Origin of the sequence: Demequina sp., from assembly GCA_024707205.1 — a bacterium.
Taxonomy (GTDB): Bacteria; Actinomycetota; Actinomycetes; order Actinomycetales; family Demequinaceae; genus Demequina.
The window spans coordinates 904,876-929,240 of the sequence record JANQAD010000001.1 but is presented as its reverse complement, the minus strand read 5'-3'; the positions used below and the strand labels follow the sequence as shown (position 1 = coordinate 929,240).

The window sequence follows — 24,365 nt, the reverse complement described above, 5'->3', positions numbered from 1 at the left end:
GCGTGTGGCACGCGGTGCGGGTGGCGCGCGGAGGGCGGGATGGGCCGCCCCACTAGACTCGCACCCGTGATCATCCTCCTCGTCGGATCCGGCGCGCGCGAGCATGCTCTTGCACTCTCCCTCAGTCAGGATCCGGCGGTGACGGCGCTCCATGCGGTGCCGGGCAACCCCGGAATCGGACAGCTGGCGACCCTCCACCAGGGTGACCCGAACGACGGCGCGGCCGTGGCCGCGCTTGCTGCCCAGCTAGGCGCGGACCTGGTGATCGTCGGGCCGGAGGCGCCCCTCGTCGCAGGCGTGGCCGACGCTGTCCGCGCCGCGGGAATCCCGGTCTTTGGGCCGTCGGGCAAGGCTGCGATGCTCGAGGGTTCCAAGGCCTTCGCCAAGGAGGTCATGGCCGCCGCGAAGGTGCCCACCGCCGCGAGCCGCACCTGCACCTCGATCAACGAACTCGCGGCCGCGCTCAAGGAGTACGGCGCGCCCCACGTGGTGAAGGACGATGGCCTCGCCGCGGGCAAGGGCGTGGTCGTCACCGACGACATGAACGACGCGGTGCGTCACGGGGAAGCCATCCTCGCCGCGGGCGGGACGGTCGTGGTCGAGGACTACCTCGACGGTCCAGAGGTGAGCCTGTTCTGCCTGTGCGATGGCGCCACCGTTGTGCCGTTGCAGCCGGCCCAAGACTTCAAGCGGGTCTTCGACGGGGATCACGGCCCCAATACCGGCGGCATGGGCGCCTACAGCCCACTCCCGTGGGCGCCGCCTGGCCTGGTCGCCGACGTCATCCAGCACGTCGCCCAGCCAACCGTGGACGAGATGGCCAGCAGGGGCACCCCGTTCATCGGGGTGCTCTATTGCGGGCTTGCGCTGACGTCCAAGGGCGTTCGCGTGGTCGAGTTCAACGCCCGGTTTGGGGACCCCGAGACGCAGGTGGTGCTCGCACGGCTCGAGACGCCGCTCGCGGGGGTGCTGCTCGCCGCCGCGGAGGGACGCCTCGCCGAGCTCACCGCTCTGAGGTGGCGCGATGATGCCGCCGTCACGGTTGTCATCGCCTCCAACGGTTATCCGGAGGCGCCGATCACGGGCGACTCCATCGCGGGGATCAAGGCCGCGGACGCCCTGGACGGGGTGCACGTGCTTCACGCGGGGACCGCGGAGTCTGAATCCGGCCTCGTGTCGGCCGGCGGCCGAGTGCTCTCCGTTGTCGGTGTGGGCGACGGGCTCGCGGCTGCGCGTGGTCGCGCGTACGCGGGAGTCGAGGCGATCTCGCTTGAAGGCTCGCACTATCGGACGGACATTGCGCAGAAGGCGGCGGAGGCGGTGGGCTGATGGCACAGGAGCTGCCGGGCTGGAAGCACTTCTACTCGGGCAAGGTGCGCGACCTCTACGAGCCAACCACCCCCCACCCGCGAGGCGACGTTGTACTGGTGGTGGCGTCGGACCGCATCAGTGCCTACGACTGGGTGCTGCCCACCGAAATCCCTGGTAAGGGTGCCATTCTGACGGCGCTCAGCCTGTGGTGGTTCGACCAGATCACGGACATCGTCCCCAACCACACGGTCGAGGCACCCATCCCGGAAGCGGTGCAGGGGCGCGCGATGGTGTGCCAGCGCCTCGACATGTTCACCGTGGAGTGCGTGGCGCGCGGATACCTCACCGGCTCGGGCCTCAGGGAATACAACGCCACCGGAGACGTGTGCGGCGTGCCGCTGCCGCCGGGACTCGTGGACGGGTCTCGACTGCCGCGCCCCATCTTCACGCCCGCGACCAAGGCCGAACTGGGCCTGCACGACGAGAACGTGAGCTTCGAGAAGGTCGTCGCCGAGATCGGCGAGGAGGACGCGACTACCCTGCGCGACCTCACCCTGCGCCTCTACGAGCGAGCGCACGAGATCGCGCGCAGCAAGGGCATCATCCTCGCGGACACCAAGTTCGAGTTCGGCCGCGACAGGACCGGCGAGATCATCCTCGGCGACGAGGTGCTGACGCCCGACTCGAGCCGCTTCTGGCCCGCCGATCTGTGGGAACCCGGCCACGCGCAGCCCAGCTATGACAAGCAATTCGTGAGGGACTGGCTGACCTCGCCAGCGTCGGGCTGGGACCGGAACTCAGGTGAGCCGCCGCCCCCGCTGCCCGACGCTGTGGTTGAGCGCACGCGCGAGCGTTACGTTGAGGCCTACGACAGGCTTGCGCGGTCCTGAACCGACAGGGCCCTAGGCGTTCCGCGACTTCTCGCCGATCACCGGGACGCCCCAGCCGAACTTGAGCGCGCCCAGGCGCACCACGAGCACCACGAGTATCGGCACCCAGAACACGACCGGCCTGGTGGCCCCAGCCCAGAGCAGCAGGGCGTAGGACGCGGACCCCGCGAGAGCCGCGGTGGCGTAGAGGGTTCCCTTCCGGAACACCTCGGGCACCTCCGCGGACAGGACGTCGCGAACGATGCCGCCGCCCACGCCGGTGACCGCCCCGAGCAGCGCGGAGACGAACAGCGACGCCCCGGCGTCGAGCGCGATTCCCGCGCCCACGACCACGAACACGGCGAGCCCGGCCGCGTCCGAGATCTGCACGGTGCGGTAGCGGGTGAGCTTGTCGAGCGGGTGCCAGCGCGCGTAGATCGCCACGCCGAGACCAACGAAGGCGGAGACGACGATGAACCAGGGTTTTGCCAGCCAGAACACCGGAATGTTGAGCAGCAGGTCGCGCATCGTCCCGCCGCCTACGGCCACCACGGACGCGAGCACCATGGCGCCCACGAGGTCCATGCGCTTCTTGCCTGCCGCCACGGCGCCGGAGACCGCGAACGCGATGACCCCGAGCCACTCGAGCACGGTGCGCAGCGTGCCGAGTGCGGCGTCGACCGTGTCGGGGTCGTAGGAGATCAAGGTCACCAGTCAAGGGTATTAGCCCCCAACGGACGCGCGCGCGGGTACGTTCTCTTTGCATGAGGCTCGCATGGGTGGGTGTTGCTGCAAGTGCCGTGCTGCTCTCGGGCTGTTCGGTGCTGTGGGGGTGGGACGGGACGGGCGGAGTCGAGGTGGGCCAATCCGGCCCGGGCACGCCCACTGACACCGTCGCGCAGGTCGAGTACTACCCGGCCTGCGGCAACGAACTCCTCGAGCACGACGGCACCACCTGGTACCCCTTCAAGCCGACCACAGACTGGCCCGAGCCGATCTTCGATGGCCCCACAGCGTCGGCCCTTGGCCTGCCGCACGGCGGCCGCGGCGTCGCGGCGGTGGCGGCGCCCGGGCCCGGAGACGACGTGGGGACGCTCGTCGTCTACGACAACGGGATCGCGTACTGGATGTCCGACTCGCTGACCCTCGGCACGTGGCTCACCACCAAGCGCATCACCTACAACTGGGTCTGCTGATGCGCGCGGCAGGTTCGGTGGCACTCTTGCTCGCGGCTTTGCTGCTTGCAGGATGTTCGTCGCCGACGCCAGTGAAGACAGAGACCGGAATCTTCTGGGTGCCGGGCTGTGGCGACGGGCCTCTCGTGATTGACGGGGCGTCTTGGTATCCCGCGGACGTGGATGCGGTGACGAAGGGCTCGGAGGACCGCATCACCCCTGGCGATGGGCAGGGCACGTTCACGGAGTACTCGAACGGCACTGCCCGCTGGGACTCGATGGGCGGGGCATTCCGTGGGCAGCTTACGACGGACCCGGCGAACTTCGAAAAGGCGTGCGGGGGCTCCCGGTAGACTTCCCGCATGGCCACGATCCTCGTTCACGTCATGCCCAAGCCCGAGATTCTGGACCCCCAAGGCAAGGCCGTTGGGTCGGCGCTGGCTCGCCTCGGCTTCGGCGGCATCGAGTCCGCCCGCCAGGGCAAGCGCTTTGAGCTCACCGTTGACGGCGAGGTGACCGACGCTGTGCTTGAGAAGGTGCGCGAGGCGGCTTCGCAGGTCCTCTCCAATCCGGTGATCGAGGACGTCGTTGAGGTGACCGTCCTGTGACGGCCCGCATCGGGGTGGTGACGTTCCCCGGGTCTCTCGATGACCGGGACGCGCTGCGGGCCGTGCGGCTCGCGGGCGGCGAGGCCGTGTCGCTGTTCCACGCGGACCCGTCGCTGCACGATGTGGACGCGGTGGTTCTCCCCGGGGGCTTCTCTTACGGCGACTACCTGCGCGCGGGGGCCATCGCGCGGTTCGCGCCCATCATGGACACGATCGTCGACGCCGCGAATGGCGGACTTCCGGTGCTCGGCATCTGCAATGGCTTCCAGGTGCTCACCGAGGTGCACCTGCTTCCGGGCTCGATGATCAAGAACGAGCACCTGCACTTCATCTGCCGCGATCAGACCCTGCGGATCGAGAACGCGGACACGGCCTGGACCAGCGAGTACCGCCAGGGCGAGGAGATCACGATCCCGCTCAAGAACCAGGATGGCCAGTACGTCGCGGATTCGCGGACCCTGGACGAGCTCGAGGCCGAGGGCCGCGTTGCGTTCCGCTACGTGGGCTTCAACCCCAACGGCTCGCGCCGCGATATCGCGGGCATCACGAACGAGCGCGGCAATGTGGTTGGCCTCATGCCGCACCCTGAGCACGCGACGGAGCCGGGCTTCGGGCCGGACTCTGTGGACGCGGGCCGCACGGGCACGGACGGGCTCGGGTTCTTCACGTCCGCGATCAAGGGACTGCTCGCGAACGCATGAGCGGCTTGCGCGATCTGGCCGCGGAACTCGCCGCCGGCATCCCCGTGGCCGACGGCCATCCCATGCGGGTGGCTATCGATGGCATGACGGGCGCCGGCAAGACGACGCTGCGGGGTCTGGTTTCGCAGGAGTTGCGCGCGGCCGGTCGAGAGGTCGTTGAGGCTTCGGGAGACGACTTCCACCACCAGCGCGACCACCGTTACCGTCAGGGCCGCGGCTCCGCGCGCGGGTACTTTGAGGACGCGTACGACTACGAGGCGCTCGCGGCCAAGCTGCTGCGGCCGCTCGGCCCAGGCGGCTCGCGGCTCGTGCAATTGCGGCACCATGACCTTGAGTCCGACGCTGTGCTCACCGATGAGCCGGTCGCTCGCCTTGGCGACGAGACCACCCTGGTAGTGGACGGCTCGTTCCTGCAGCGGCCGGAACTGGACGGGCTGTGGGACTGGGTGATCCTCGTTGAGGCCTCGCGCGCGGTGTCCGCGTTGCGCCAGGTGGCGCGAGACGGCGCCCCCGCGGATCCAGACGACCCCTATCACTCCAGGTATTTCGACGCCTACGACATCTACGTCGCCGAGCGCTCCCCTGCCAGCAGGGCGAACGTGGTGGTCACGAACGACGGTTAGGGCGGCGCGCCCGCTCATCATGCCCGCGCGGCCAGGATCTCTGCCTCCTCGTCCGCGGCGAGGCCAGCCCGACGTGGGCGTCCCAGTCCCCTCGCGCGTTCGTCCGTGAGGGTGCGGGCGAGGGTCTCGGAGAGCGGCCGCAAGATGCCGCCCGCTGCGTAGAAGGCCGCGTTGGAGCGTCGAGCGAATCCAGTGGCGTCGGCAGGCAGCCACAGCGGAAGGGACCGCGGCCCCGCCCAGTAGTGGACGTCGTGTGCCACCAGGGTGTCGTCGTCAACCTCGACCAGTTCGCCGTCGAACCCGGTGATGTCGACGGCCGCCGCAAAGAACTCGCTCATGGTGCGGCTGTCGCCAACGGCATTGACTGCGCCGACGGCATGCCCGCGGCCCGCCCGTTCGATCCACGCGGCGAGGTCGTCGACATCGATGACCTGCACGTGACGGCCGCCCGTGGTGGGCACGATGACTTCTCCGCCGCGGGCTAGCCGGGCGGGCCAGTAGCCGAACCTATCGCTCCCATCCCCAGGCCCGACGATGAGTCCGGCCCGTGCGAGCAGCAGCCGATCTCCCACATGGCGGGTGCTAGCGTGCTCCGCCATAACCTTGGCATCTGCGTAAGCAGAGGGATCCGCGGGCTCCACCAGGGCGGCCGACTCGTCGGCGTTCGGTTCATCATCCGTCGCGTAGACCGAGATGGTGGAGATCAATGTCCAGTGGGCCGCGCTTGGCGCGAGCGCCGCAAGCGCAGGCTCCACGAGTTCGGGCGAGTAGGCGATCTCAATGACCTCGTCCCATTCGCCCGTGACCTCCGCGTAGGCGCCGGGTTCGCGGCGATCCGCCGCAATCAGGCGCGCGCCGGCTGGCACGGCTCCCGACTCGCCGCGCGCGAGGCACACCACCTCGGCGCCCTCGGCGACGGCCGCCGCGGCGATCCTCTGACCCAGCCAGCCCGTCCCACCCAGAACCAGTACGCGTCTCATGGGTCAAGTCAATCCATGGCGACTCGCGCAGGGATCCAACTTCGCTCGTGGCGCAAAGATGCGTGCGGACTCAGGAGTCCATGGGACTCACCAACAACACCTAAGCGGTGCGTCCGCTCATGATGCCCGCGAGGAACTTCACGAGCGCCCAGACGGCGAGACCGATGTACAGCAGCTGCACCCAGGTCCAGCCCTGCCCAACGGGGGTGATGCAGCACGCTAGGGCGAGGAAGGTTGCGGCCAACCAGTGCTCTCGCCACGCGGCCCACACGGTGGCGCTCGCCACGACTGCTCCCACCGCGAGCCGGACCCAGAACATACCCAGGTCCTCGTCGTCGGTGTACTGGAGGAGCGCGAAGGCGCCCCACGCCAAGAGGCAACCGGAGACCACGGCGAGGGCGAGGGGCCCCCAGGCACGGCGTCGGGCATCCACAGTTCAGAGGGTATGGGCAATCAGCGGCCGCCACCACGGCAGCGCGCCCGGCGCCCGCGCTGCCGCCGTGAGGCGTTTGTCACCTTTGCGTCCCCTGCCGGTGGCGGCGCGGCTAGGCTCCCCGCATGCGACGTACGGTGGCGGCTGCGATGGCGCTGGCGCTCGCGGCGGGGCTTGCGGTGGCCGCCGGCGCGGCCTCGTCCGCGGCCGCGAGTCCCGGGGTCGCCGCGGTCCGGACCACGCTCGGCAGCTGCCCTGTGTTCCCCAAGGACAACGCGTGGAACAAGGACATCTCCAAGGCCAAGGTGCACAAGAAGTCCGCCGCATGGGTGAAGAGCATCGGCACGAGCGGCCACCTGCATCCCGACTTCGGGACCTCGTGGGACGGCGCACCCATCGGCATCCCGTACATCACCGTCACGAACGCCACGGCCAAGGTGCCGGTCACGTTCCAGTACAAGTCGGAGTCCGACAAGGGCCCGTATCCCATCCCGAAGAACGCCCCGATCGAGGGCGGCTCCAAGAGCACGGGCGATCGGCACGTGATCGTCATCAACACGTCCACGTGCACCCTGTACGAGCTGTGGAACGCCAAGCCGGTCAATGGCGGCACGTCATGGAAGGCGGGCTCTGGGGCGGTCTTCAACCTGAAGTCCAACAAGCTGCGGCCGGCGGGCTGGACCTCCGCGGATGCCGCCGGACTGCCGATCTTCCCGGGCCTCGTTCGCTATGACGAGGTCAAGGCCGGGGTCATCAAGCACGCCCTTCGCTTCACGGTCTCCAAGACGCAGAAGGGCTACATCGCGCCGGCGCGGCACTTCGCGAGCTCCTCGACCAACGCGAACCTGCCGCCCATGGGAGCCCGCTTCCGCCTCAAGGCCTCGTACAGCTGCGCCAAGTACTCCAAGGAGGTGCAGGTCATCTGCGCCGCCCTCAAGAAGTACGGCATGATCGTCGCCGATAACGGCTCCAACTGGTACGTGAGCGGCACGCACGACACGCGCTGGAACGACGCGCATCTGAACGACCTCAAGAAGATCCCCGGCTCGGCCTTCGAGGCGGTGGACACGGGCGCGAAGATCGTCACCAAGTAACGTCGGAATCGGCCCGACGCTGTGGCTGGGTTAGGCGCTAGCGGAGCCCAGGCATCGTCGCAGGCCAACTCGACGTTGCCGCCGGAGCCGCGAGGTCGCCCGCGCGCAACGCGGCACCCCGCTGGCCCCTGTGGATAACCGCTTGGGTGTCTGAATGCGCGGCTAGCATGGGGTCATGGTGGACAACGCGCTCCTCGCGCAGGTGATGCGGCTTGACGCTGAGTCGCGCCTGGAGTTGCGCGACGCGATCGAAGCCTCCGTGGCCCACGAACTCCTGCCCTCGGACCTCGCGGCGTTGTTAGCCGCACGGGTCGCTGAAGACGACGAGTCTGACCATGATCAGTATGTGACGCTCGACGATCTCGAACGACAGACTCTGGCGCGCAGGGCCCGGCGCGGGGCGTGAGCTTCGCAGTCCAGTTCGGCCCCAACGCCGAACGTGACTTCCTTCGCGCTCAGGCGTACTACGACCAGGTGGCGCCACACCAGACCGACCGATTCATCGCGAGCGTGTTTGCGGCATCGCGCGTCCTTGCTGACCATCCAGAGATTGGACGTCCACTTCGCGAGGACGCGCGCCGCTGGCACGTCGGTGCATTCCCGTACGAACTTTGGTACCGCGTTGACGCGGAGGCCCGCGCCATCCGGGTGATCGCACTGGTCGGTGACACACAAGACGCTGAGCGTCTGTCTGATCGCTTCGCGTGACGCGGGCCCCTACCCGCCCAACGCGTCCCTGATCGCCGCCAGGGCCACGAAGCTCGAGTGGTTGAAGTCCGCGCCCAACTGTGAGGGCACAGTCACGAGCAGGGTGTCGGACGACATGACGGCCGAGTCCGCGCGCAACTCCTCGATGAGCTTGTCCGGCTCGCCAACATAGGTCTTGCCGAAGGTGCCGACCGCGTTGTCGATCTCGCCGATCTGGTCGCGATTGGCGCCCATGCGCTCCTTCTCGAGGTACGGCCCAAAGTAGAGGCGCGAGAGGTCGTCGACGATCGGCATGACGGACCGCGAGACGGAGACGCGCGGCTCTCCCTCGTGCCCGGCCTCGCGCCATGAGTCGCGGAACGCCTCGATCTGCCGCGACTGCAGCACGTCGAGCGGCTCCCCGGTTGCCTCCAATACCAGGGTCGACGACATGAGGTGCATGCCCAGCTGACCCACGCGCACCGCGGACTCGGTGTTGCCCGCGCCGTACCAGATGCGTTCAGACAGCCCGGGGGACTGCGGCTGAATCGGCAGCAAATGACCGGGGAGCACGTGGGCGTGCGCGCCCGGCTCCGCGATCCCCTCGCCGCTGATGGCGCGCCTGAACAGCGCGATGCGCGCGGCCGCGTCCTCCACCGGCAAGAGCCCCTCCGGCAGCGGATACCCAAAGTCGCCGGGCCCGTCCAGCGCCATCTCTGGCGACCCGCGGGACACGCCCAGCTGCAACCGACGGCCAACCAAGAGGTCCGTGGTCGCGGCCAACTCGGCCATGTACAGGGCATTCTCGTAGCGCATGTTGATGACGCCCGTGCCCAGCTCAACTCGCGAGGTCGCGCGCCCCATCGCGGTCAGGATCGGGAACGGCGAGTTGAGGTTCTGCTCCCAGTGGTGCACGCGGATCCACGCGCCGTCCATACCGGCGTCCTCCGCGGCCTCGGCGAGCCGCACCGTGTCATTGAGAGTCTCGGCGGCACTCCTCACCTGGGACCCCGGCGCGTTGCTGTACCAACCGAAACTCAGGAAGCCGATGCGGCGAGGGTGGCTCATGCTCAGCCACAACGTCGGGCCGCGCCGTGCGCTTCCCGCCCTAGGCTTGCCACGTGACCATTCGCGCCGTTCCCATCGACGACCCCACCGCCGCCACTCTCTGGGCGGAGCAGCAGGCGGAGCTGTTCGCGCGCTATGGCGAGCCGGATGCGGACGCGGATTTTGCCCTGGACATGCCGCCCGACGCTCTGGTCACCTCTCTCGTGGCCCTCACCGAGGAGGGCGAACCGGTGGGCACGGCGCTGCTGCGCTGGTCGCCTTTCGACAGCGGGGCGGGTTCGGCAGAGGTCAAGCGGCTCTATGTGAGGCCGCAATTCCGCGGCGAGGGGATCGCGCGCGAGCTGATGGCGTCGATCGAGGCCGCGGCCCTGCGCGCGGGCGCCGTGAGCGTCGTGCTCGAGACGGGCGTCGAGCAGCCGGAGGCGCTGGGGCTGTACACGTCGCTCGGCTACGACCGGATCGAGCCGTACGGCGAGTACATGGACGACCCGCGCTCGGTGTGCTTCGGGAAGTCGCTTCCTACCAGGGTGCTTGTGGTGAACGGGTCCATCGGCGCCGGGAAGACCTCGGTAGCCGAGGGCGCCTTCGACGTGCTCGCCGAACGCGGCGCTCGCGTTGCCGAGATCGATGGCGACTTCCTCTGCCAGGCCTCGCCCGCGGCGCCGGGCGCCGGCTTCAACCAGGAGCTGCTCTTCGACAATCTCGCGGCCGTTGCGCCCGTGTACAGGGCGGCCGGCTACGGGATCATGGTCATCGCCCGTGTGGTCGAGGATCCGGAGGACCGGGGCCGCTACGCGCGCGCGTTCGGCACCGACTCCGTCACGATCGCCCGCGTCACCGCCCCGGAGGAGGAGCGCAAGGCGCGCATCGTCCACCGCGACCTGGACCCGTGGTGGCACGAGTGGGGGCACGCGCGCACGGTCGAGCTGCACGCCGTGCTCGAGGAGTTGCAGCTGGACGACGTCGTGGTCACCAATGCGGGACGCTCGCCCAAGGAGACGGCCGAGGAGCTGTTGAGCCTGCTCGGCTGGTGACTACGCGACGAGCAGCGCGCCGCGCCAGTGCGGCTCGTTCTCGCGGATCCACTGCGCGTCGGACTTCCAGACGGTCCCCACGCCGCGCTCCCACAGATCGATCCACGGAGACTCGCCGGTGATGCGCATGGCGTCGAGGTACTCGTACATGGACTCGGACCTTGCGGCGAGCAGCGGCAGCAGCTCGGCGCGCTGGGCGTCCGTGAGCCCGTAGCCGTCGGCGAAGCGCGCGAGGCGTTCGGCGGCGGACTCGGGATCTAGCCCGCCGCGCGCGAGCGGCGCGAAGGCGTGCGCCGCGTGCGCGAGATCCCACAGCCGAGTTCCGGGAGCGGCGGCGTCCCAGTCGATCGCGACCAGCCGCCCCTCCGGAGTCACCACGATGTTCGAGGGCGAGATGTCCTGGTGGATGATCATCTCGGCGCCCGGCCCGGGCAACCCCTGGAACCACTCGACGCCGGCGGGCGGCTCAAAGCTCGCCAGAGCGTCGTGCATCTCGCGCATGAAGGCGCCGATTCGCGCGGGGTCGAGCGCGGCGTCTGGCGCCGCTGGATCATCCGCGCGGATGCCGTCCACCCACTCAACAAGGTGCCGCCCCTGCGCGTCCCAGCCAAAGCTGCGCGGCGCGCCCCGGAACCCCACGGTCTCGAGGTGCCTCAGCAGGGCGTGAATGGCGGCGCTGTACGGGTCCGGTGCTTGCATGGAAATGGCCTCTCGATGGATTGGCTCTGGATTGGGGGTGCCCGACGCCATGGTCACCGACGTGGGGAAGGCGGGTGCGGCGATGCGTGGGTTTGGGCGGGAGTGCCTGCGGCCGTCCTGGCGAGCGACCACCCAGGCGAGGCCGTCGAGGGAGTCGAGGAGCCGCAGCTCGGCATCGTCCCTGCTATGTCCCTGAACGACGAGCTGCCCGCGCCAGCCGGAAGCGGCGATGATGTGCGCGAGCTTCCGGTCTGCACGGCCGGAGCCGTAGGGGAGGATCGTGCGCCCGGTCTCCACGGCGTCGGGATCCATGCCGTTGAGCGCGATCGCCACCAGATAGGGGCGCATGAGCGCGAGGTGGTACTCGAAATCCGGGATGTGCGCGTGGCCGTGCTGCTGCTGGTAGGCGATGCCCACGTTGGCGAGGCCTCGCTCGGCTAGCGCCTCGACTAGGGCGGCGAGGTTGCGCGGCTCCCCGAAGAATCCAAGGTGATTGGTGAGCAGCACACACATGCCGTGCTGCTGCGCGAGCCGCGCGAGGGGCTCCACGTGGTCGGCCGCACGCCACACGCGAGCCAGCTCGGCGGCGGGGTGAAGCTTCGCATTGGGCGCGGCGGTGCCGAACTCCACCACGGTCCACAGGTCTGGTGCGAGCCCGCGGCGGGCGGCCTCGATCACAAACTGGCGGACGTGCGGGTTGATGTATCCAAGGCGAGCGTCGTGATCTGGCTCGCCGGCGTCGGGCAGGGGGTGGGGGGCCCAGAGGCCGGTGACGTTCACGCCCTCGGTGCGCAGGGCGTCGAGCTCCGAGTCGAATTGGAGGGCGTGCTCGTCTCGCCAGTCCCACACGAGGTGCCGGATCCCGATGCGGCGCAGCATCTTGGCGCGCTCGCGGGGGGTGCGGTCCTGGGCGTCATACGCGACGATGCGTGCGGCCGCGACGTTGGGGCGATCGCACCAACGCACAGCGCTGCTTTCCCACCCGAACTGCAGAATCCGAGGTGGCCGTGCCTCAGTCACGCTCGCAACGTATCAGTGGGGCCAGCGTGGTTCGGGGACGCTCGCCGTAAGCGCCTCCGCGATCCATTCGAGCCCCTTGAGGTCGTCGGTGAGGCGGGCTGCGATGTCGTCCATGGTGTGGCCGATGATGGCGGTGAGTCCGCGCCAGCCGCTCGCCTGGATGACGCGCGCGAGCTCGATGTCGCGCGGCCCGTGGCCGTAGGGGAGCACCTTGCCGTCGCCCCAGTGCGCGCCGTCGCGCATGCCGTTGAGGCCCAGCGCAACGACCCGGTGCTGGACCTGCGGCCACAGCTCGCCGAAGCCGTCGATGTGCGCATGGCCGTGGTGCTGCATGTACGCGAGGCCGGTGTCCGTGTAGCCGCGGTGTTCCAGCTCATCCAGCACCCGCAGCTGGTTGAGCGGCTCGCCCGCCCAGCCCAAGTGGTTGTAGAGCGCGAGCGTCATGCCGGTCTCGCGCGCGAGCCGCGCGAGGGGCTCGATCCTGTTCGCGTACTCCGCGGGATCGCCCTCCTCTGTCACGGGCCCAGGGACGCCGAATTGGGCGCACGCCCACAGTTGCGGGGTCAGGCCGCGGGCCGACGCCATGCGCACCTGCTCCTGGAGCGCCTCGCTCACTACGCCGTCGGGTACCGGCGCCCAGATCGCGGCGAGCTGCAGGCTGCGCTCGGCAAGGGCGTCGAGCTGCTCGCCGAACTGGGCCACGTGCTCGTCTCGCCAGTCCCAGGCGAGGGCGTCGATGCCAAGGGTGGCAAGAACGTCGGCCCTCTGTGCGGGGGCGCGGGGCCGATCGTCGTACGGGACCACGCACCACGCGGCGAGGGTTTCGACGAAAGGGGGTCTTTCCATCAGTCCTCGAGAGCGAAGTTCAGGGCGGCGGCGACGTGCAGCTGGACCGTGTCGAAGTACGGCACGTCGAGGTCGTTCTGGGTCAGTACCAGGGGGATCTCGGTGCAGCCGGCGATGACGCCTTGGGCGCCCCTGTCCAGGAGGCGGCCCGTGACGCCGAGCACGAGGTCGCGGCCCTCGTCGCGGATGATCCCGCGCGCGAGTTCCTCGTAGATGAGGTCGTGGACGGCGGTGAGGTCGGGTTCGTCTGGCGGGATGACCTCGATGCCGCGGGCGGCCATGTGGTCGCGGTAGAACGGCATGCGCATGGTGTAGCCGGTGGCGAGGAGGGCGACGGTGTCGAGGCCGGCGTCCTTGATGGCCGTGGCTGTGACATCGAGCATGTGGATGACGGGGATGGATATCGCTTGCTGTACCTGGGGGGCTACCAGGTGCATGGTGTTCGCGCAGATGACGATGGCTTCCGCGCCGGCGGCCTCGAGGGCCCTGGCGTCTTTGGCGAAGGTGGCGGCGAGGCCATCCCAGTCCCCGGCGCTTTGAGCGTCGGCGATCTGCTGGAAGTCGTAGGAGCGGATGATGAGGTCGGCGCTGCTGCTTCCTCCGAGCGCGTCGTTGACGCCCTCGTTGAGTGCGCGCTCGTAGTCGATCGAGGAGTGCCAGGTGATGCCGCCGAGCAGGCCCAGCCGGCGGGGTTTCGTGCGCATATGGCCAGCCTAACAACCTTCCAGTAAGATGTAAGGATGAGAGTAGGAGAACTCGCGACCGCCGGGGGCGTCACCGCCAAGACGGTTCGCTATTACGAAAGCATCGGGCTGATCGCTCCTCCGCGTCGCCTTTCCAACGGGTACCGCGAGTACGCGCCCGACGCTGTGGATCGCCTTCGCTTTGTGCGCGACGCCAAGGCGGCGGGCCTGACCCTTGCCGAAGCAGGGGAGATCTTGTCCTTGAAGGATGCGGGGCGCGGCACGTGCATGCACACTCGCGCGATGCTTGATCGGCACATGGCGGAGATCGATCAGCAGATCGCGTCACTGCTGGCGGCCAAGGCGGAGCTGACGGCGCTGTCGCGGCGGGCGGAGTCTCTGGATCCGGCCGACTGCACGGACGCCAACCGCTGCCAGGTCCTTGGTCTTGACATTCCCGTGGGCAGTAACGTTTAACGTGGTCTCATGAGCACTCTTCACGAGCACCCCGCAGCGCCCGCGCCCATCAACCTTGCGGTTGGCGGAATGACGTGCGCGGGCTGCGCGTCCAACATTCAGCGCGGACTGTCCCAGCTCCCCGGCGTCGACGACGCGGTGGTGAACCTCGCGACCCGCCGGGCCACCGTGAGGCCTGACGGAACCATTGACCCGGAGGAGCTGGACGCCGCAATGCGCGCCGCCATCACAGGGCTGGGTTACGAGGTGCTGACGCCGGCGGTTCACGGGAATCGCGGGGCCGCTAATCACGCTGCGCACGGTGACCACTCCGCCCACGGTGACCACTCCGCCCACGGCGACAGCAGCGCGCCCTTCGACGAGCACGCCGCCCACATCCACGCCGACGCCTCCCGCATCGCCGACTACCGCCGCCGCTTCTGGGTCTCGCTCGTCCTGTCCGCCCCGTTGCTCGCCATCTCGATGATCCCGGCGCTGCAGTTTGCCGGCTGGGAATGGCTCGCGCTCGCGCTCGCGACGCCCGTGGTCTTCTACGGGGGCTGGCCCTTCCACCGCAGCGCGGTCAAGGGTCTGCGCCACCGCGCGGTGAACATGGACACCCTGGTCTCGCTCGGCACGGCCGCGGCGTGGACCTGGTCCACCGTCGTGCTCGTTGCCGGCCTTGACGCCCACGTGTACTTCGAGACCGGTGCGGTCATCGTCACGCTGATCCTGCTCGGTAAGTGGATCGAGGTCCGCTCCACGGCCCGCGCGGGTGATGCCGTTCGCGCGCTGTCGCGGCGCCAAAGTGCCACGGCGACGCTCGAGGACGGCAGCGTCGTCCCTCGCGAGCAGCTGCAGCTGGGCACGCGCTTCCTGGTCCGGCCGGGCGAGGCGATCGCCACGGACGGCGTGGTCGTCGAGGGCGAGGCCGCCGTGGACACGAGCCTCGTCACCGGAGAATCCGTGCCGGTGCCCGTTGCCGAGGGCGCCGAGGTCATCGGCGGCACCATCGCCGTGGACGGGGCGCTCACCGTGGAGGCCACGCGCGTTGGCTCGGAGACGATGCTCTCGCAGGTGGCGCGCATGGTGGACGACGCCCTGAGCGGCCGCGCCCGCACGCAGCGGCTCGCGGACCGCATCTCCGGCATCTTTGTCCCCGCCGTCATCGCGCTCTCGGCGCTCACCCTCATCGGCTGGCTGCTCGCCACGGGCGATGTCAACGCGGCCTTCACCGCGGCGGTGGCGGTGCTCATCATCAGCTGCCCTTGCGCCCTGGGGCTCGCCACGCCACTCGCGATTCTCGTGGGCACGGGTCGCGGCGCGCGCTCGGGAATCCTCGTGCGCGGCCCGCAGGTTCTCGAGGACGCCCGACTCGTGACCACCGTGGTGTTCGACAAGACGGGCACCCTCACGGAGGGGCGGCTCGCGGTCACGGCCACCTCGCCCGACGCTCCTGCCGCACTTCTCGCGGCGGCCGCCTCGGTTGAGTCCCGCTCGGAGCACCCGGTGGGGGTGGCGATCGCGGCGCACTTCCCGGAGCGGGTCCCACTCAAGGGCTTCCGCTCTACCCCGGGCCGAGGGGTCACGGCAACGGTCAAGGACGATAACGCGACCGGCGGCGACACCATCAGCGACGTCACGGTGGGCGCTCGCTCCCTCTTCGACTCGGTGCCCGACGACCTCGCCGGCTGGGCCTCGAGCCGCGAGGAGCTCGGCGAGACCGTGGTCTTCGTCGGCGCCATCCCTGCTGTCGACGCGGGAGCGCTGCTCGCGGTCCGCCAGCCGCTCTCGGCGCAGGCGGCGATCGCGCTCGCGGACTCGCTCAAGCCCGGAGCGTCCGACGCTGTGGCCCAGCTTCGCTCTGCCGGCACCGAGGTGGTGCTGCTCACGGGAGACAACGAGCGCGCGGCTGCGGCGGTCGCCTCGGCGGTGGGCATCGACCGGGTGATCGCGGGGGTGCTCCCGGGCGGCAAGCAGGACGTCATCGCGCAGCTCCAGGCCGAGCCGGGGGCGCGCGTGGCCATGGTGGGCGACGGCGTGAACGACGCCCCGGCGCTCGCGGCCGCGGACCTCGGCATCGCGCTCGGGACTGGCGCCGACGTGGCACGGGAGGCCTCGGACGTGACGATCGTCGCGGGCGACCCTCGGACAGTGCCGGCGGCCATCCGCCTCTCCCGCCGCACGTTCAATGTGCTCCGCGGCAACCTGTTCTGGGCGTTTGCGTACAACGTGGCGGCGATCCCGCTCGCGGCGTTCGGGGTACTCAACCCGATGATCGCCTCGGCGGCCATGGGCGCGAGCTCGCTGTTCGTGGTGGCCAACTCGTTGCGCCTGCGCAACGCTTGAGACTCCGACGGGTCCCCGCGGACCCCGGAAGGCTTCCGCAGGCCCCGGCAGGCATGGGCACGCCCCGGCAGGCATGCTTCGCGGCCCTCACACCGTGAGGGCTGCGAGGCCGCCAAGTATTCGGCGCTGCTCGGGATCCAGCTCGCGTGGGGGAGTGAACCACACGTGGTTGTTCTCATCGACGTCGATGCTCCAGCCATCCCGGTGGATTTGGGTGTGGCATCGCACGCACAGCAGGACGCCGTTGGAGATGTCGGTGGGACCGGCGTCTCGGTGCCACCAGCGGATGTGGTGCGCGATGCAGTGGGAGATGGGGGCGTGGCACTTGGCGCAACCGCCGTCTCGTTCAGCCAACGCCATGCGTTGGGCCCAGGTGAACAGGCGTTGGTCGTGGCCGAAGTCGAGCACATGGGACTTGGCATCGACGACCATGCGGGCGATGGTCGCGTCGATGGCGAGCTCTTTGAGGGCAGTCAGGGAGATGGGGGTGGTGAGGGCGTCACAGGTGGCCAGGCCGGCGTCCTCGCCGGCAGCGTCGGCGCGCAGTTGATCCGCATCGACGCGCAGGATGATGGTGGCCTTGACCCCGGTGGCTGGCGAGTCGCAGTCGAGGCCGTGAGCGACAAGGGCGGTCAGGGCATCGGCGCGGATCTGTGGGGCGGTGCGCGCGTCGACGGTGCCCGTCTCATCGCTGTCGCGCTTGGCTTGGTAGGCGGCCTTGACCTGCGCCTCGAGGTACGTGATCAGGATCGCGCCTTGGGTGGCGGGCAGAGTCCCTCGAATGGTGACGCGTCCCGAGGTCTCCTGAGTGACCTCCACGGAGCGCTGCTCATAGTGGCGCCGTTCCACCGATTCTTGGTGCGCGGCGTCGAACTTCGCTGCCTCCCGTGAACAGATGAGCTTCAGTGTTTGGTAGTCCTGGTGGCGAGCGACGCGCGTCAGCTTGGCCTCCAACGCGTCAGTGTCACCGTCGAGCGTGGCAAGCGTGGACGCGATCAGGTCGGCCTTGCCCACCGGCAGTCCGTCCCCAAGCGCCGTAGCAAGGGGACGGTCCTGGCTCATGAGTGTGCCCGCAGTGACGAGCTTGAATCCTTCGCTTGGAGCCGCGCCCACCGCCGCTGCGACCATTCGCTGCGGGCTCGCGAAGCCGTGCTGCCGTGCGAGTCCTCCCGCGCCATCCTCAGCAGTTGAGCGCCGGGCCACCTCGCCCGCGACGGACGCCATCAGGCGGTCCATCGCACCCTTCGCGTCGCCCGCGACCCGCAACAATCCCACCAACTCCGCCCGCGGCAGCGACGGGAGGTCGACGCCCTCGAACTCGCGCAACGGCGCGGTCCGGGCATCGACATCTGTCAGCGAGAAGGTCATGATCCCAGCCAACCCAAGGGGTGTGACAAAAAGGACCCGGATTCGGCAAGGATGGTTAACAGTTACCAAACAGTTACCAAATGTGGATAAATGCCCCTTAACCCCCCACCTGGGGACGCGAGTTAAGCGGCCTGGTAGAGGTCCGATTTCAGGGGCGCCGTGGGATGCGGGCCGCCCCAGGCGACCACAGCGTCGGCCACCGCAATCGACCAAGGCGACCGCAGCGTCGGCCGCCGGGAATACCCCACTATGCAAATTGGTTGAACTATCAACTAATCTAGAAAGGCAGCACCACCATGACTCACGTCACCATCATCGGCACCGGCAACATGGGCACAGCCATCGGCGGCCTCTTCGCCGCAGGCGGCGCCACCGTCGACTACGTCACCCACGAGGACCTCGCCACGGCGCAGATCCAGGGCGACACGGTCGTCCTGGCCGTTCCCCACCCGGCCGTCGCCGGCATCCTCGACACCCTCAAGACCCAGCTCGCCGGCAAGACCGTCGTTGACATCACCAACCCGGTCAACTTCGAGACCTTCGACTCTCTCGTCGTCGCCCCTGGCAGCTCCAAGGCCGCGGAGATCCAGGCCGCGCTCCCAGACAGCACGGTCCTCAAGGCCTTCAACACCAACTTCGCCGCGACCCTCGCGAGCAAGCACGTCGGCGACGAGCAGACCACCGTCCTCATCGCCGGCAACGGCGCCGACGCCAAGACGGGCCTCGCGGCCGCGCTGACGAAGGCAGGGGTCAAGGCAGTCGACGCCGGTTCGCTCAAGCGGGCCGTCGATCTCGAGGCCCTCGGTTTCCTTCAGCTCACCCTCGCCGCCGGCGAGAAGACCTCCTGGACCACCGGCTTCGCGCTTCTCTAGCCAAGCCGGCCCGACGCTGGGGCCACGAAAGCGCCAACGTCACCCCAGCGTCGGGCAACTCGGCAAGAGGGCACTGGTCGCGTTACACCGCCGAGAGCGCCTGATCGATATCCGCCCGCAGGTCCTCGACATCCTCGAGCCCGATGGACAGCCGCACGGTCGCGGAGCACATCCCGACCGCCGCGCGCCCCTCGGGCCCGAGGCGCCGGTGGGTCGTGGTCGCGGGGTGCGTCGCGATGGACTTCGCGTCGCCGAGGTTGTTCGCGATGGCAAAGACGCGCAGTGCATCCAGGAACCGGTACGTCGCGGCCTTGGCCTCGTCGCCGTGCGGATCCACCCCGTGAGGCAGCGCAATGTCGATCGTCACCAAGGTGCCGCCGAGCGTCATCTGCCGCCTCGCCAGCTCGTGCTGAGGATGAGACGCCAAGAACGGATGCCGCGTCACCGCAACGCGCGGGTCGCCGTCGAGCCACTCGGCCAGAGCAAGAGCCGTCGCGGCCTGCGCGCGCACGCGCACGCCAAGCGTCTCAAGCGACTTCCCCAGCACCCACGCGGTGAAGGGAGACATCGTCGCGCCCATGGTCCGCACCATGGTTCGCACCTTCTCTACGTACTCCGCAGACCCGAGCACCGCGCCACCAAGAACCCGACCCTGACCGTCGATGTGCTTGGTCGCGGAGTACACAACAGCGTCGGCCCCAAGCTCCAAGGGCCGCGAGCCCAACGGCGTCGCGAACACGTTGTCCACGATGAACAGCGCCCCTGCGCTGCGACAGAGCTCCGCAACGAACGCGATGTCAACAAGGTCCTGCATCGGGTTGGACGGCGACTCGACGAACACCGCGTCTGCCGGCGTCGCGAGCGCGGCCTCCCACGAGGCCGGCACGTGCCCGTCGACGTAATCCACCGTGATGCCCCAGTTGGCGAAGTACTCGTTGAACACCACGAGGCTCGAGCCGAACAGCGCCTTCGACGCCACGAGCCGCGAACCCTGCTTCAGCACGCACGCGAGCGAGACGAACACCGCGGCCATGCCGGTCGCGGTGGCGAAACAGTCCTCCGCGCCCTCGATCGCCGCGAGCCGCGCCTCGAACATCGAGACGGTGGGGTTGCCGTAGCGGCTGTACTGGTACCGGTCCAACTCGCCGTTGAACGCGGCCTCCGCCTCGGCCGCTGTTCCGTACACGTATCCCTGCGTGAGGAAGATCGGCTCGGCCATCTCCTCGAACGGCGTGCGGTGCTGGCCGGCGTGCACGGCGATGGTGTCGGGGCGCAACGGCTCGTTCATGGGAAAAGGCTACCGGCCCGACGCTGGGGCTAGGTTGGGCGCTACGCCAACCTCGCTCTGACCTCGCCGTTGGGACCCGACGCTGCTACCGAGTCCCCGTCAATCGTTACCGAGAAGGTTGTTGGTTCCCCAGAGGCGGAGAAGACCGTCACCGAACGAGAGCCTTCTCCTCCCGGGTAGACAACGAGCTCCAGCTCGGTCGTGAAGTCGTAGTCGGGCCGATCCTCTCGCGTGCCGAGTGGGAGCACCGTGCCTGGCCTCACGTAGACCGGCAGTGACCCTGCCGCATGCGTCTCCCGGATCCAGCGCCCGCCTTCCACGCGCTCGCCGGTAAGCAAGCCCGTCCACAGCCCAGATGGCAAGTAGAAGGCGACCACCCCGTCGGGCGAAAATACGGGTGCTACCAGGAGTGATGAACCCAGCATGTATTGCCTGTCCAGGTACCCAACCCCTGGATCGTCTGGGAACTCGAAGTACATCGGCCTGGCAACGGACACTCCCGTCGCCGCGGCGTGCTCGCCAGCTGCGAACAAATAAGGCATGAGCGAGTTCTTGAGCTTGGCGAAGTCGCGCGTGATGTCAACGGCCTCGTCGTCGAAGGCCCACGGCACCCGGTACGACGTTGAGCCATGCAGGCGCGAATGCGACGAGAGCAGCCCAAAGGCGGCCCAGCGCTTGAACACGAGCGGATCGGGAGTTCCCTCGAAGCCGCCGATGTCATGGCTCCAGTACCCAAACCCGGAAGACGCGAGCGAGAGCCCCCGCGGAGCGTCTCCGCCATCGACTCGAAAGTAGAGGTGTTGTCCCCTCCCCAGTGCACGGGGAACTGCTGACCGCCGGCCGTGGCCGAGCGCGCGAAGAGTACGGCCTCGCCTTCACCCTTCTCCTCCTTGAGCACCTCGAATACCGCGCGGTTGTACAGCTGCGTGTAGAGGTTGTGCATGGCCTGAGGGTCGGAGCCGTCGTGCCACACCACGTCGGTGGGGATGCGCTCGCCAAAGTCGGTCTTGAGCGCGTCAACGCCTTCGCGGATGAGGCGACGAAGGTGCTCCTGGAACCACGAGGTGGCCGAGGGATTGGTGAAATCGACGAGCGCCATGCCGGCCACCCACCAGTCCCACTGCCAGATGCTTCCATCAGGCCGCTTGACAAGGTACCCGGCATCAGCCGCTTCGCGGAACAGAGCTGAGCGCTGCGCGATGTAGGGGTTGATCCACGCGCAGACCTTCAAGCCCTTGTCCTCGTGAAAACGGTGCAGCATCCCCTTCGGGTCGGGGAAGATGCGCGCGTCCCACGTGAGGTCAGTCCACTTGAACTCCTCCATCCAAAAGCAGTCGAAGTGGAACACGCTGAGAGGGATGTCATGGTCGCGCATGCCATCGACAAACTCGTTGACAGTCGCTTCGTCGTATTCGGTGGTGAAGGACGTGGATAGCCACAGCCCGTACGACCATGCCGGCACACGCGCCGGCCTGCCGGTGAGCCCCGTATAGCGCTCGATGACATCGCCCGGCGTCGGTCCATCGAAGACGAGGAACTCAAGCGCCTCGCCTGGCACCGAGAACTGCACCCGTTCGACTGCCTCCGTGCCCACCTCGAAGGACACGTGCTCTGGCTGGTTGACGAGGACGCCGTAGCCGTGCGAAGACACGAAGAACGGGATGTTCTTGTAGGCCATCTCTGAGCTGGTGCCGCCGTCAGCGTTCCAGATGTCCACGGTTTGCCCGTTCTTCACGAAAGCGCCGAAGCGCTCACCGAGCCCATAGATGAGCTCGCCCACACCGAGGTCCAGTTGAGCGAGAGAGTAACCAGACGCTGCCGCTAGTCCGGTGCTCGTAACGCCTGAAATTCCGGCCGGCTCGGCGGCGACAGGGGCGCCTGGCGCGAGAGTCATGTGCGCGAGCGACTTCGGTCCGAGCGCCGTGAGCCGACGCTCACCGGAGAAGAACGCCAGCTCCCAAGGCGCGCCTCGCCGCACGATGGCGCGCAGGGAACCCGTGGTGAGTGTCGCGTCGGTCTCCGTCACGGTCACCCGACCGTGTCCGGTCTCCTCGCTTAGCGCGAAGCCGGGTGAGCGTCGGCCGCCCGTGTGGTGCTCCATACGGACCTTCACCACGCCCTGCGCCGGTGAACTCAATGTGACGGTGAGCACCGGAAGATTGAGGACATTTCCGCGCTTCTCGATGACGCGAGATGGAGCGGCTATCACCAGGGCATCTCCGTCGGCCTCCACGGTGTAGGCCTCTTGCGCATAGATCGCGCTGACGCCTGGACGCAAGTGCCAGAACCCGTCGGTGAACTTCATTACTTCACTGCTCCTGCCGTGATACCCCTCGTCAGCGTTCGCTGGAAGATGAGGAAGAAGATGATGGTGGGAATGATGCTGATGAGCGTGCCAGCGACGAGCGTTGTGGTGTCAGTCTGCCGCTCCCCATTCAACTGTTCGAGTACGAGCGGAACCGTCAAGGAGTCACTCGTGTTGAGGAAGGCGAGTGGCAACAGGAACTCGTTCCAGGTCCAAATGAAGAAGAACACCATGAGGACGGAAAGTGTGGGCCTGATGATGGGGACAACGACCGATCGCAGGATGCGGCGACGATGCGCCCCATCCACGGCCGCTGCCTCAAGGATCTCCTTGGGGAACGTGCCGAGCAGCGAGGACAGCAGGTAGGTGCCGAATGCCGACTGGATCACCACGAAAGTGAGGATCACCGACCACGGCGTGGAGAGCAGCCCCATCTTGTCGTACAGCTTGAACAGCGGGTCGAAGAGCATCTCCTGTGGCACGAGATTCGCCATGAGGAAGAGCAGCACGATCCATGTGCGACCGCGCACGCGCCCTATCCCGATCGCGAACGAGTTCAGTACCGAGACGACGACGGCGATGACGGCGACCATTCCGGATATGAAGACGGAGTTCCACAATGCGTGCGGGAAGTTGTAGCGGCTCCAAAAGTCCTTGAGTCCCGTTATGTCTAGTGACTTGGGAAGGTCGATGGGACTCGAGTTCGCGTAGTCCTGCGGTGACTTGAACGCGTTGATAAGCAGCAGGAGCATGGGAAACACGACCGCGAGTGCCGCGAGGATAGCCAGCACAAGCAGCACCCACTCGATCGGCGTGCGCGGTCGTCGCTTGTTTCGGGAGAGGGGATCGGCCGCCTTTCGCGGGGGTATGTCCGACGCCGTGGTCGCGGTGGTCATGACTCCTCCTTCCGCTCGAGCCGCGTCTGCACGCGAACGAAGACGAAGGCCACTAAGACGACGACGATCGTCACCGCAGAGGCGATGGTGGCCGCGTAGCCCTTGTCTATCCCCTTAATGAACTGGATATATGCGTAATACGAGGGAACGTAGGTTGACTTGGACGGTCCGCCCGCGGTCAAAATGAACACCGGCGCAAACACCTTCAGCGCCGCAATAGTTGTGGTGAGTGCGACCACGAAGACCTCGGGTTGAATCATCGGAAGGGTGATAGCGCGGAAACGCTCGTACCAGTTGGCGCCATCGAGTTCCGCAGCCTCGTAGAGCTGCGGGTCGACTCGCTGCAGTGCGGCCATGAAGATCACCACTGGGTAGCCCAGCTGGATCCAGATCATGAGCACCATCACCGACGCCATCGCGGTGCTGTACTGCCCGCCAAGCCAGTTGACCTCCACAGTGGAGCCCGTCACGTTGCTGAGGAACTGGTTCAGCACGCCTTGCGAGTTTGGTTTGAGGATCCACGCGAACATCACGCCAGCGACCGCGATGGGGAGAATCTGTGGCAAGTAGAAGGTCGCTCGCAGGAAGCTGGCGAGACGCGCCCCAAATCGCCTGCCGACGACGTCAAAGAGGACCGCAGCGATGATGAGGCCTGCGAGCGTTGGGACGAACACCATCGCGACGATCACCAAGATGATGTTGGTGAAGGACCTGATGAACTCTTCATCGTGCAGCAGTGCGCGCCAATTCTCGAGCCCAGCGAAGTGTTCCTCTGCGCGGCCTCCGCGCCAGTGGTAGAAGCTCAGTCGGATGTTCCGGATCACCGGGTAGATGATCACCACGGCGAGCAGGATGAAGCCTGGGATGAGGTACAGCCAGTATCCGGCCTTGTTGGAGCCGCGCTGAGGGATGCGAGCGGGCTCGTCGTGACGCGTGCGGCGCGTCTTCTCGGTTGCAATAGTCATGGTGTGGTGCCCCTTAGCGGGGGTCCCGGAGCACC

General features: G+C 68.0%; 25 protein-coding genes and 1 pseudogene. 14 read left to right on the top strand and 12 right to left on the bottom strand.

All coding sequences use genetic code 11. From position 1 onward, the window contains the following. The first annotated feature begins 66 nt into the window (after positions 1–66). Together purD and NVV57_04770 are read left to right on the top strand one after the other, a co-directional pair. A complete protein-coding gene (gene purD / locus NVV57_04775; protein ID MCR6712036.1) occupies positions 67–1,329 on the top strand; it encodes a phosphoribosylamine--glycine ligase in 1,263 nt (420 codons plus the stop codon). After that, a complete protein-coding gene (locus NVV57_04770) occupies positions 1,329–2,201 on the top strand; it encodes a phosphoribosylaminoimidazolesuccinocarboxamide synthase (GenBank protein MCR6712035.1) in 873 nt (290 codons plus the stop codon). The genes purD and NVV57_04770 overlap by 1 nt, the downstream gene beginning before the upstream one ends. Before the next feature lie 12 nt (positions 2,202–2,213). Here the strand turns inward: NVV57_04770 and NVV57_04765 are convergent, their stop codons facing one another. Then, complete coding sequence (locus tag NVV57_04765) at positions 2,214–2,891, bottom strand: trimeric intracellular cation channel family protein (protein ID MCR6712034.1); 678 nt, start codon at positions 2,889–2,891, stop codon at positions 2,214–2,216. Between the two features lie 53 nt (positions 2,892–2,944). Between NVV57_04765 and NVV57_04760 the strand changes: the two genes are divergently transcribed. The 5 genes from NVV57_04760 to NVV57_04740 all read left to right on the top strand — a co-directional run bounded on the left by NVV57_04760 (position 2,945) and on the right by NVV57_04740 (position 5,287). Then, positions 2,945–3,376 (top strand): hypothetical protein, encoded by a 432-nt coding sequence (locus tag NVV57_04760; GenBank protein ID MCR6712033.1) that lies wholly within the window; start codon positions 2,945–2,947, stop codon positions 3,374–3,376. A gap of 71 nt (positions 3,377–3,447) precedes the next feature. After that, on the top strand, positions 3,448–3,708 hold the full coding sequence (locus tag NVV57_04755; GenBank protein ID MCR6712032.1) for a hypothetical protein: 261 nt from the start codon (positions 3,448–3,450) through the stop codon (positions 3,706–3,708). 9 nt (positions 3,709–3,717) lie between these two features. Then, entirely contained in the window at positions 3,718–3,963 is a 246-nt protein-coding gene (gene purS, locus NVV57_04750) for a phosphoribosylformylglycinamidine synthase subunit PurS (GenBank protein MCR6712031.1), read from the top strand. Beyond that, positions 3,960–4,664, top strand: coding sequence for a phosphoribosylformylglycinamidine synthase subunit PurQ (gene purQ, locus NVV57_04745; GenBank protein MCR6712030.1), 705 nt, complete (start codon positions 3,960–3,962; stop codon positions 4,662–4,664). The genes purS and purQ overlap by 4 nt, the downstream gene beginning before the upstream one ends. Beyond that, positions 4,661–5,287 (top strand): uridine kinase, encoded by a 627-nt coding sequence (locus tag NVV57_04740; GenBank protein MCR6712029.1) that lies wholly within the window; start codon positions 4,661–4,663, stop codon positions 5,285–5,287. The genes purQ and NVV57_04740 overlap by 4 nt, the downstream gene beginning before the upstream one ends. A 17-nt stretch (positions 5,288–5,304) precedes the next feature. On the opposite strand, the gene NVV57_04735 is transcribed toward NVV57_04740, so the two are convergent. Further along, positions 5,305–6,267, bottom strand: a complete 963-nt coding sequence (locus tag NVV57_04735; protein MCR6712028.1) for a reductase — start codon at positions 6,265–6,267, stop codon at positions 5,305–5,307. Positions 6,268–6,367: 100 nt separating this feature from the next. Beyond that, entirely contained in the window at positions 6,368–6,700 is a 333-nt protein-coding gene (locus tag NVV57_04730; GenBank protein ID MCR6712027.1) for a hypothetical protein, read from the bottom strand. A gap of 125 nt (positions 6,701–6,825) precedes the next feature. Between NVV57_04730 and NVV57_04725 the strand changes: the two genes are divergently transcribed. From NVV57_04725 to NVV57_04715, 3 genes are all read left to right on the top strand, one after another. Next, positions 6,826–7,794, top strand: coding sequence for a hypothetical protein (locus NVV57_04725; protein ID MCR6712026.1), 969 nt, complete (start codon positions 6,826–6,828; stop codon positions 7,792–7,794). A 175-nt stretch (positions 7,795–7,969) separates the two neighbouring features. Next, the gene (locus tag NVV57_04720) at positions 7,970–8,200 is read left to right on the top strand and encodes a hypothetical protein (GenBank protein MCR6712025.1); all 231 of its coding nucleotides are present in this window, start codon (positions 7,970–7,972) and stop codon (positions 8,198–8,200) included. After that, a complete protein-coding gene (locus tag NVV57_04715; protein ID MCR6712024.1) occupies positions 8,197–8,502 on the top strand; it encodes a type II toxin-antitoxin system RelE/ParE family toxin in 306 nt (101 codons plus the stop codon). Before NVV57_04720 ends, NVV57_04715 begins: the two co-directional genes overlap by 4 nt. 9 nt (positions 8,503–8,511) lie before the next feature. On the opposite strand, the gene NVV57_04710 is transcribed toward NVV57_04715, so the two are convergent. Further along, positions 8,512–9,549: an LLM class flavin-dependent oxidoreductase gene (locus NVV57_04710; GenBank protein ID MCR6712023.1), complete on the bottom strand. Its 1,038-nt coding sequence runs from the start codon at positions 9,547–9,549 to the stop codon at positions 8,512–8,514. 53 nt (positions 9,550–9,602) lie between these two features. Here NVV57_04710 and NVV57_04705 point away from each other — a divergent pair, with 53 nt between their 5' ends. Beyond that, the gene (locus tag NVV57_04705) at positions 9,603–10,583 is read left to right on the top strand and encodes a GNAT family N-acetyltransferase (GenBank protein MCR6712022.1); all 981 of its coding nucleotides are present in this window, start codon (positions 9,603–9,605) and stop codon (positions 10,581–10,583) included. Here the strand turns inward: NVV57_04705 and NVV57_04700 are convergent, their stop codons facing one another. Genes NVV57_04700 through NVV57_04690 form a run of 3 tightly spaced genes read right to left on the bottom strand, consistent with a single transcriptional unit; the run spans position 10,584 to position 13,852 of the window. After that, a complete protein-coding gene (locus tag NVV57_04700) occupies positions 10,584–12,302 on the bottom strand; it encodes an aminoglycoside phosphotransferase family protein (GenBank protein MCR6712021.1) in 1,719 nt (572 codons plus the stop codon). Positions 12,303–12,314: 12 nt separating this feature from the next. Next, positions 12,315–13,148, bottom strand: a complete 834-nt coding sequence (locus tag NVV57_04695) for a hypothetical protein (GenBank protein MCR6712020.1) — start codon at positions 13,146–13,148, stop codon at positions 12,315–12,317. Further along, on the bottom strand, positions 13,148–13,852 hold the full coding sequence (locus NVV57_04690) for an aspartate/glutamate racemase family protein (protein ID MCR6712019.1): 705 nt from the start codon (positions 13,850–13,852) through the stop codon (positions 13,148–13,150). The genes NVV57_04695 and NVV57_04690 overlap by 1 nt, the downstream gene beginning before the upstream one ends. 36 nt (positions 13,853–13,888) lie before the next feature. Between NVV57_04690 and NVV57_04685 the strand changes: the two genes are divergently transcribed. Together NVV57_04685 and NVV57_04680 are read left to right on the top strand one after the other, a co-directional pair. Then, complete coding sequence (locus NVV57_04685; protein MCR6712018.1) at positions 13,889–14,308, top strand: heavy metal-responsive transcriptional regulator; 420 nt, start codon at positions 13,889–13,891, stop codon at positions 14,306–14,308. Between the two features lie 9 nt (positions 14,309–14,317). Further along, positions 14,318–16,636 (top strand): heavy metal translocating P-type ATPase, encoded by a 2,319-nt coding sequence (locus tag NVV57_04680; GenBank protein MCR6712017.1) that lies wholly within the window; start codon positions 14,318–14,320, stop codon positions 16,634–16,636. Between the two features lie 87 nt (positions 16,637–16,723). Here the strand turns inward: NVV57_04680 and NVV57_04675 are convergent, their stop codons facing one another. Then, a complete protein-coding gene (locus NVV57_04675) occupies positions 16,724–18,004 on the bottom strand; it encodes an HNH endonuclease (GenBank protein MCR6712016.1) in 1,281 nt (426 codons plus the stop codon). Positions 18,005–18,300: 296 nt separating this feature from the next. Here NVV57_04675 and NVV57_04670 point away from each other — a divergent pair, with 296 nt between their 5' ends. After that, a complete protein-coding gene (locus NVV57_04670; GenBank protein MCR6712015.1) occupies positions 18,301–18,876 on the top strand; it encodes an NAD(P)-binding domain-containing protein in 576 nt (191 codons plus the stop codon). Between the two features lie 82 nt (positions 18,877–18,958). Here NVV57_04670 and metZ read toward each other — a convergent pair whose 3' ends face one another. The 4 genes and pseudogenes from metZ to NVV57_04650 all read right to left on the bottom strand — a co-directional run bounded on the left by metZ (position 18,959) and on the right by NVV57_04650 (position 24,330). Continuing rightward, positions 18,959–20,164, bottom strand: a complete 1,206-nt coding sequence (metZ, locus tag NVV57_04665) for an O-succinylhomoserine sulfhydrylase (GenBank protein MCR6712014.1) — start codon at positions 20,162–20,164, stop codon at positions 18,959–18,961. 41 nt (positions 20,165–20,205) lie between these two features. Next, positions 20,206–22,469: pseudogene (yicI, locus tag NVV57_04660) on the bottom strand (alpha-xylosidase). Continuing rightward, positions 22,469–23,365: a carbohydrate ABC transporter permease gene (locus NVV57_04655; protein MCR6712013.1), complete on the bottom strand. Its 897-nt coding sequence runs from the start codon at positions 23,363–23,365 to the stop codon at positions 22,469–22,471. The pseudogene yicI and the gene NVV57_04655 overlap by 1 nt, the downstream one beginning before the upstream one ends. After that, entirely contained in the window at positions 23,362–24,330 is a 969-nt protein-coding gene (locus tag NVV57_04650) for a sugar ABC transporter permease (protein ID MCR6712012.1), read from the bottom strand. Before NVV57_04650 ends, NVV57_04655 begins: the two co-directional genes overlap by 4 nt. Positions 24,331–24,365 lie beyond the last annotated feature (35 nt).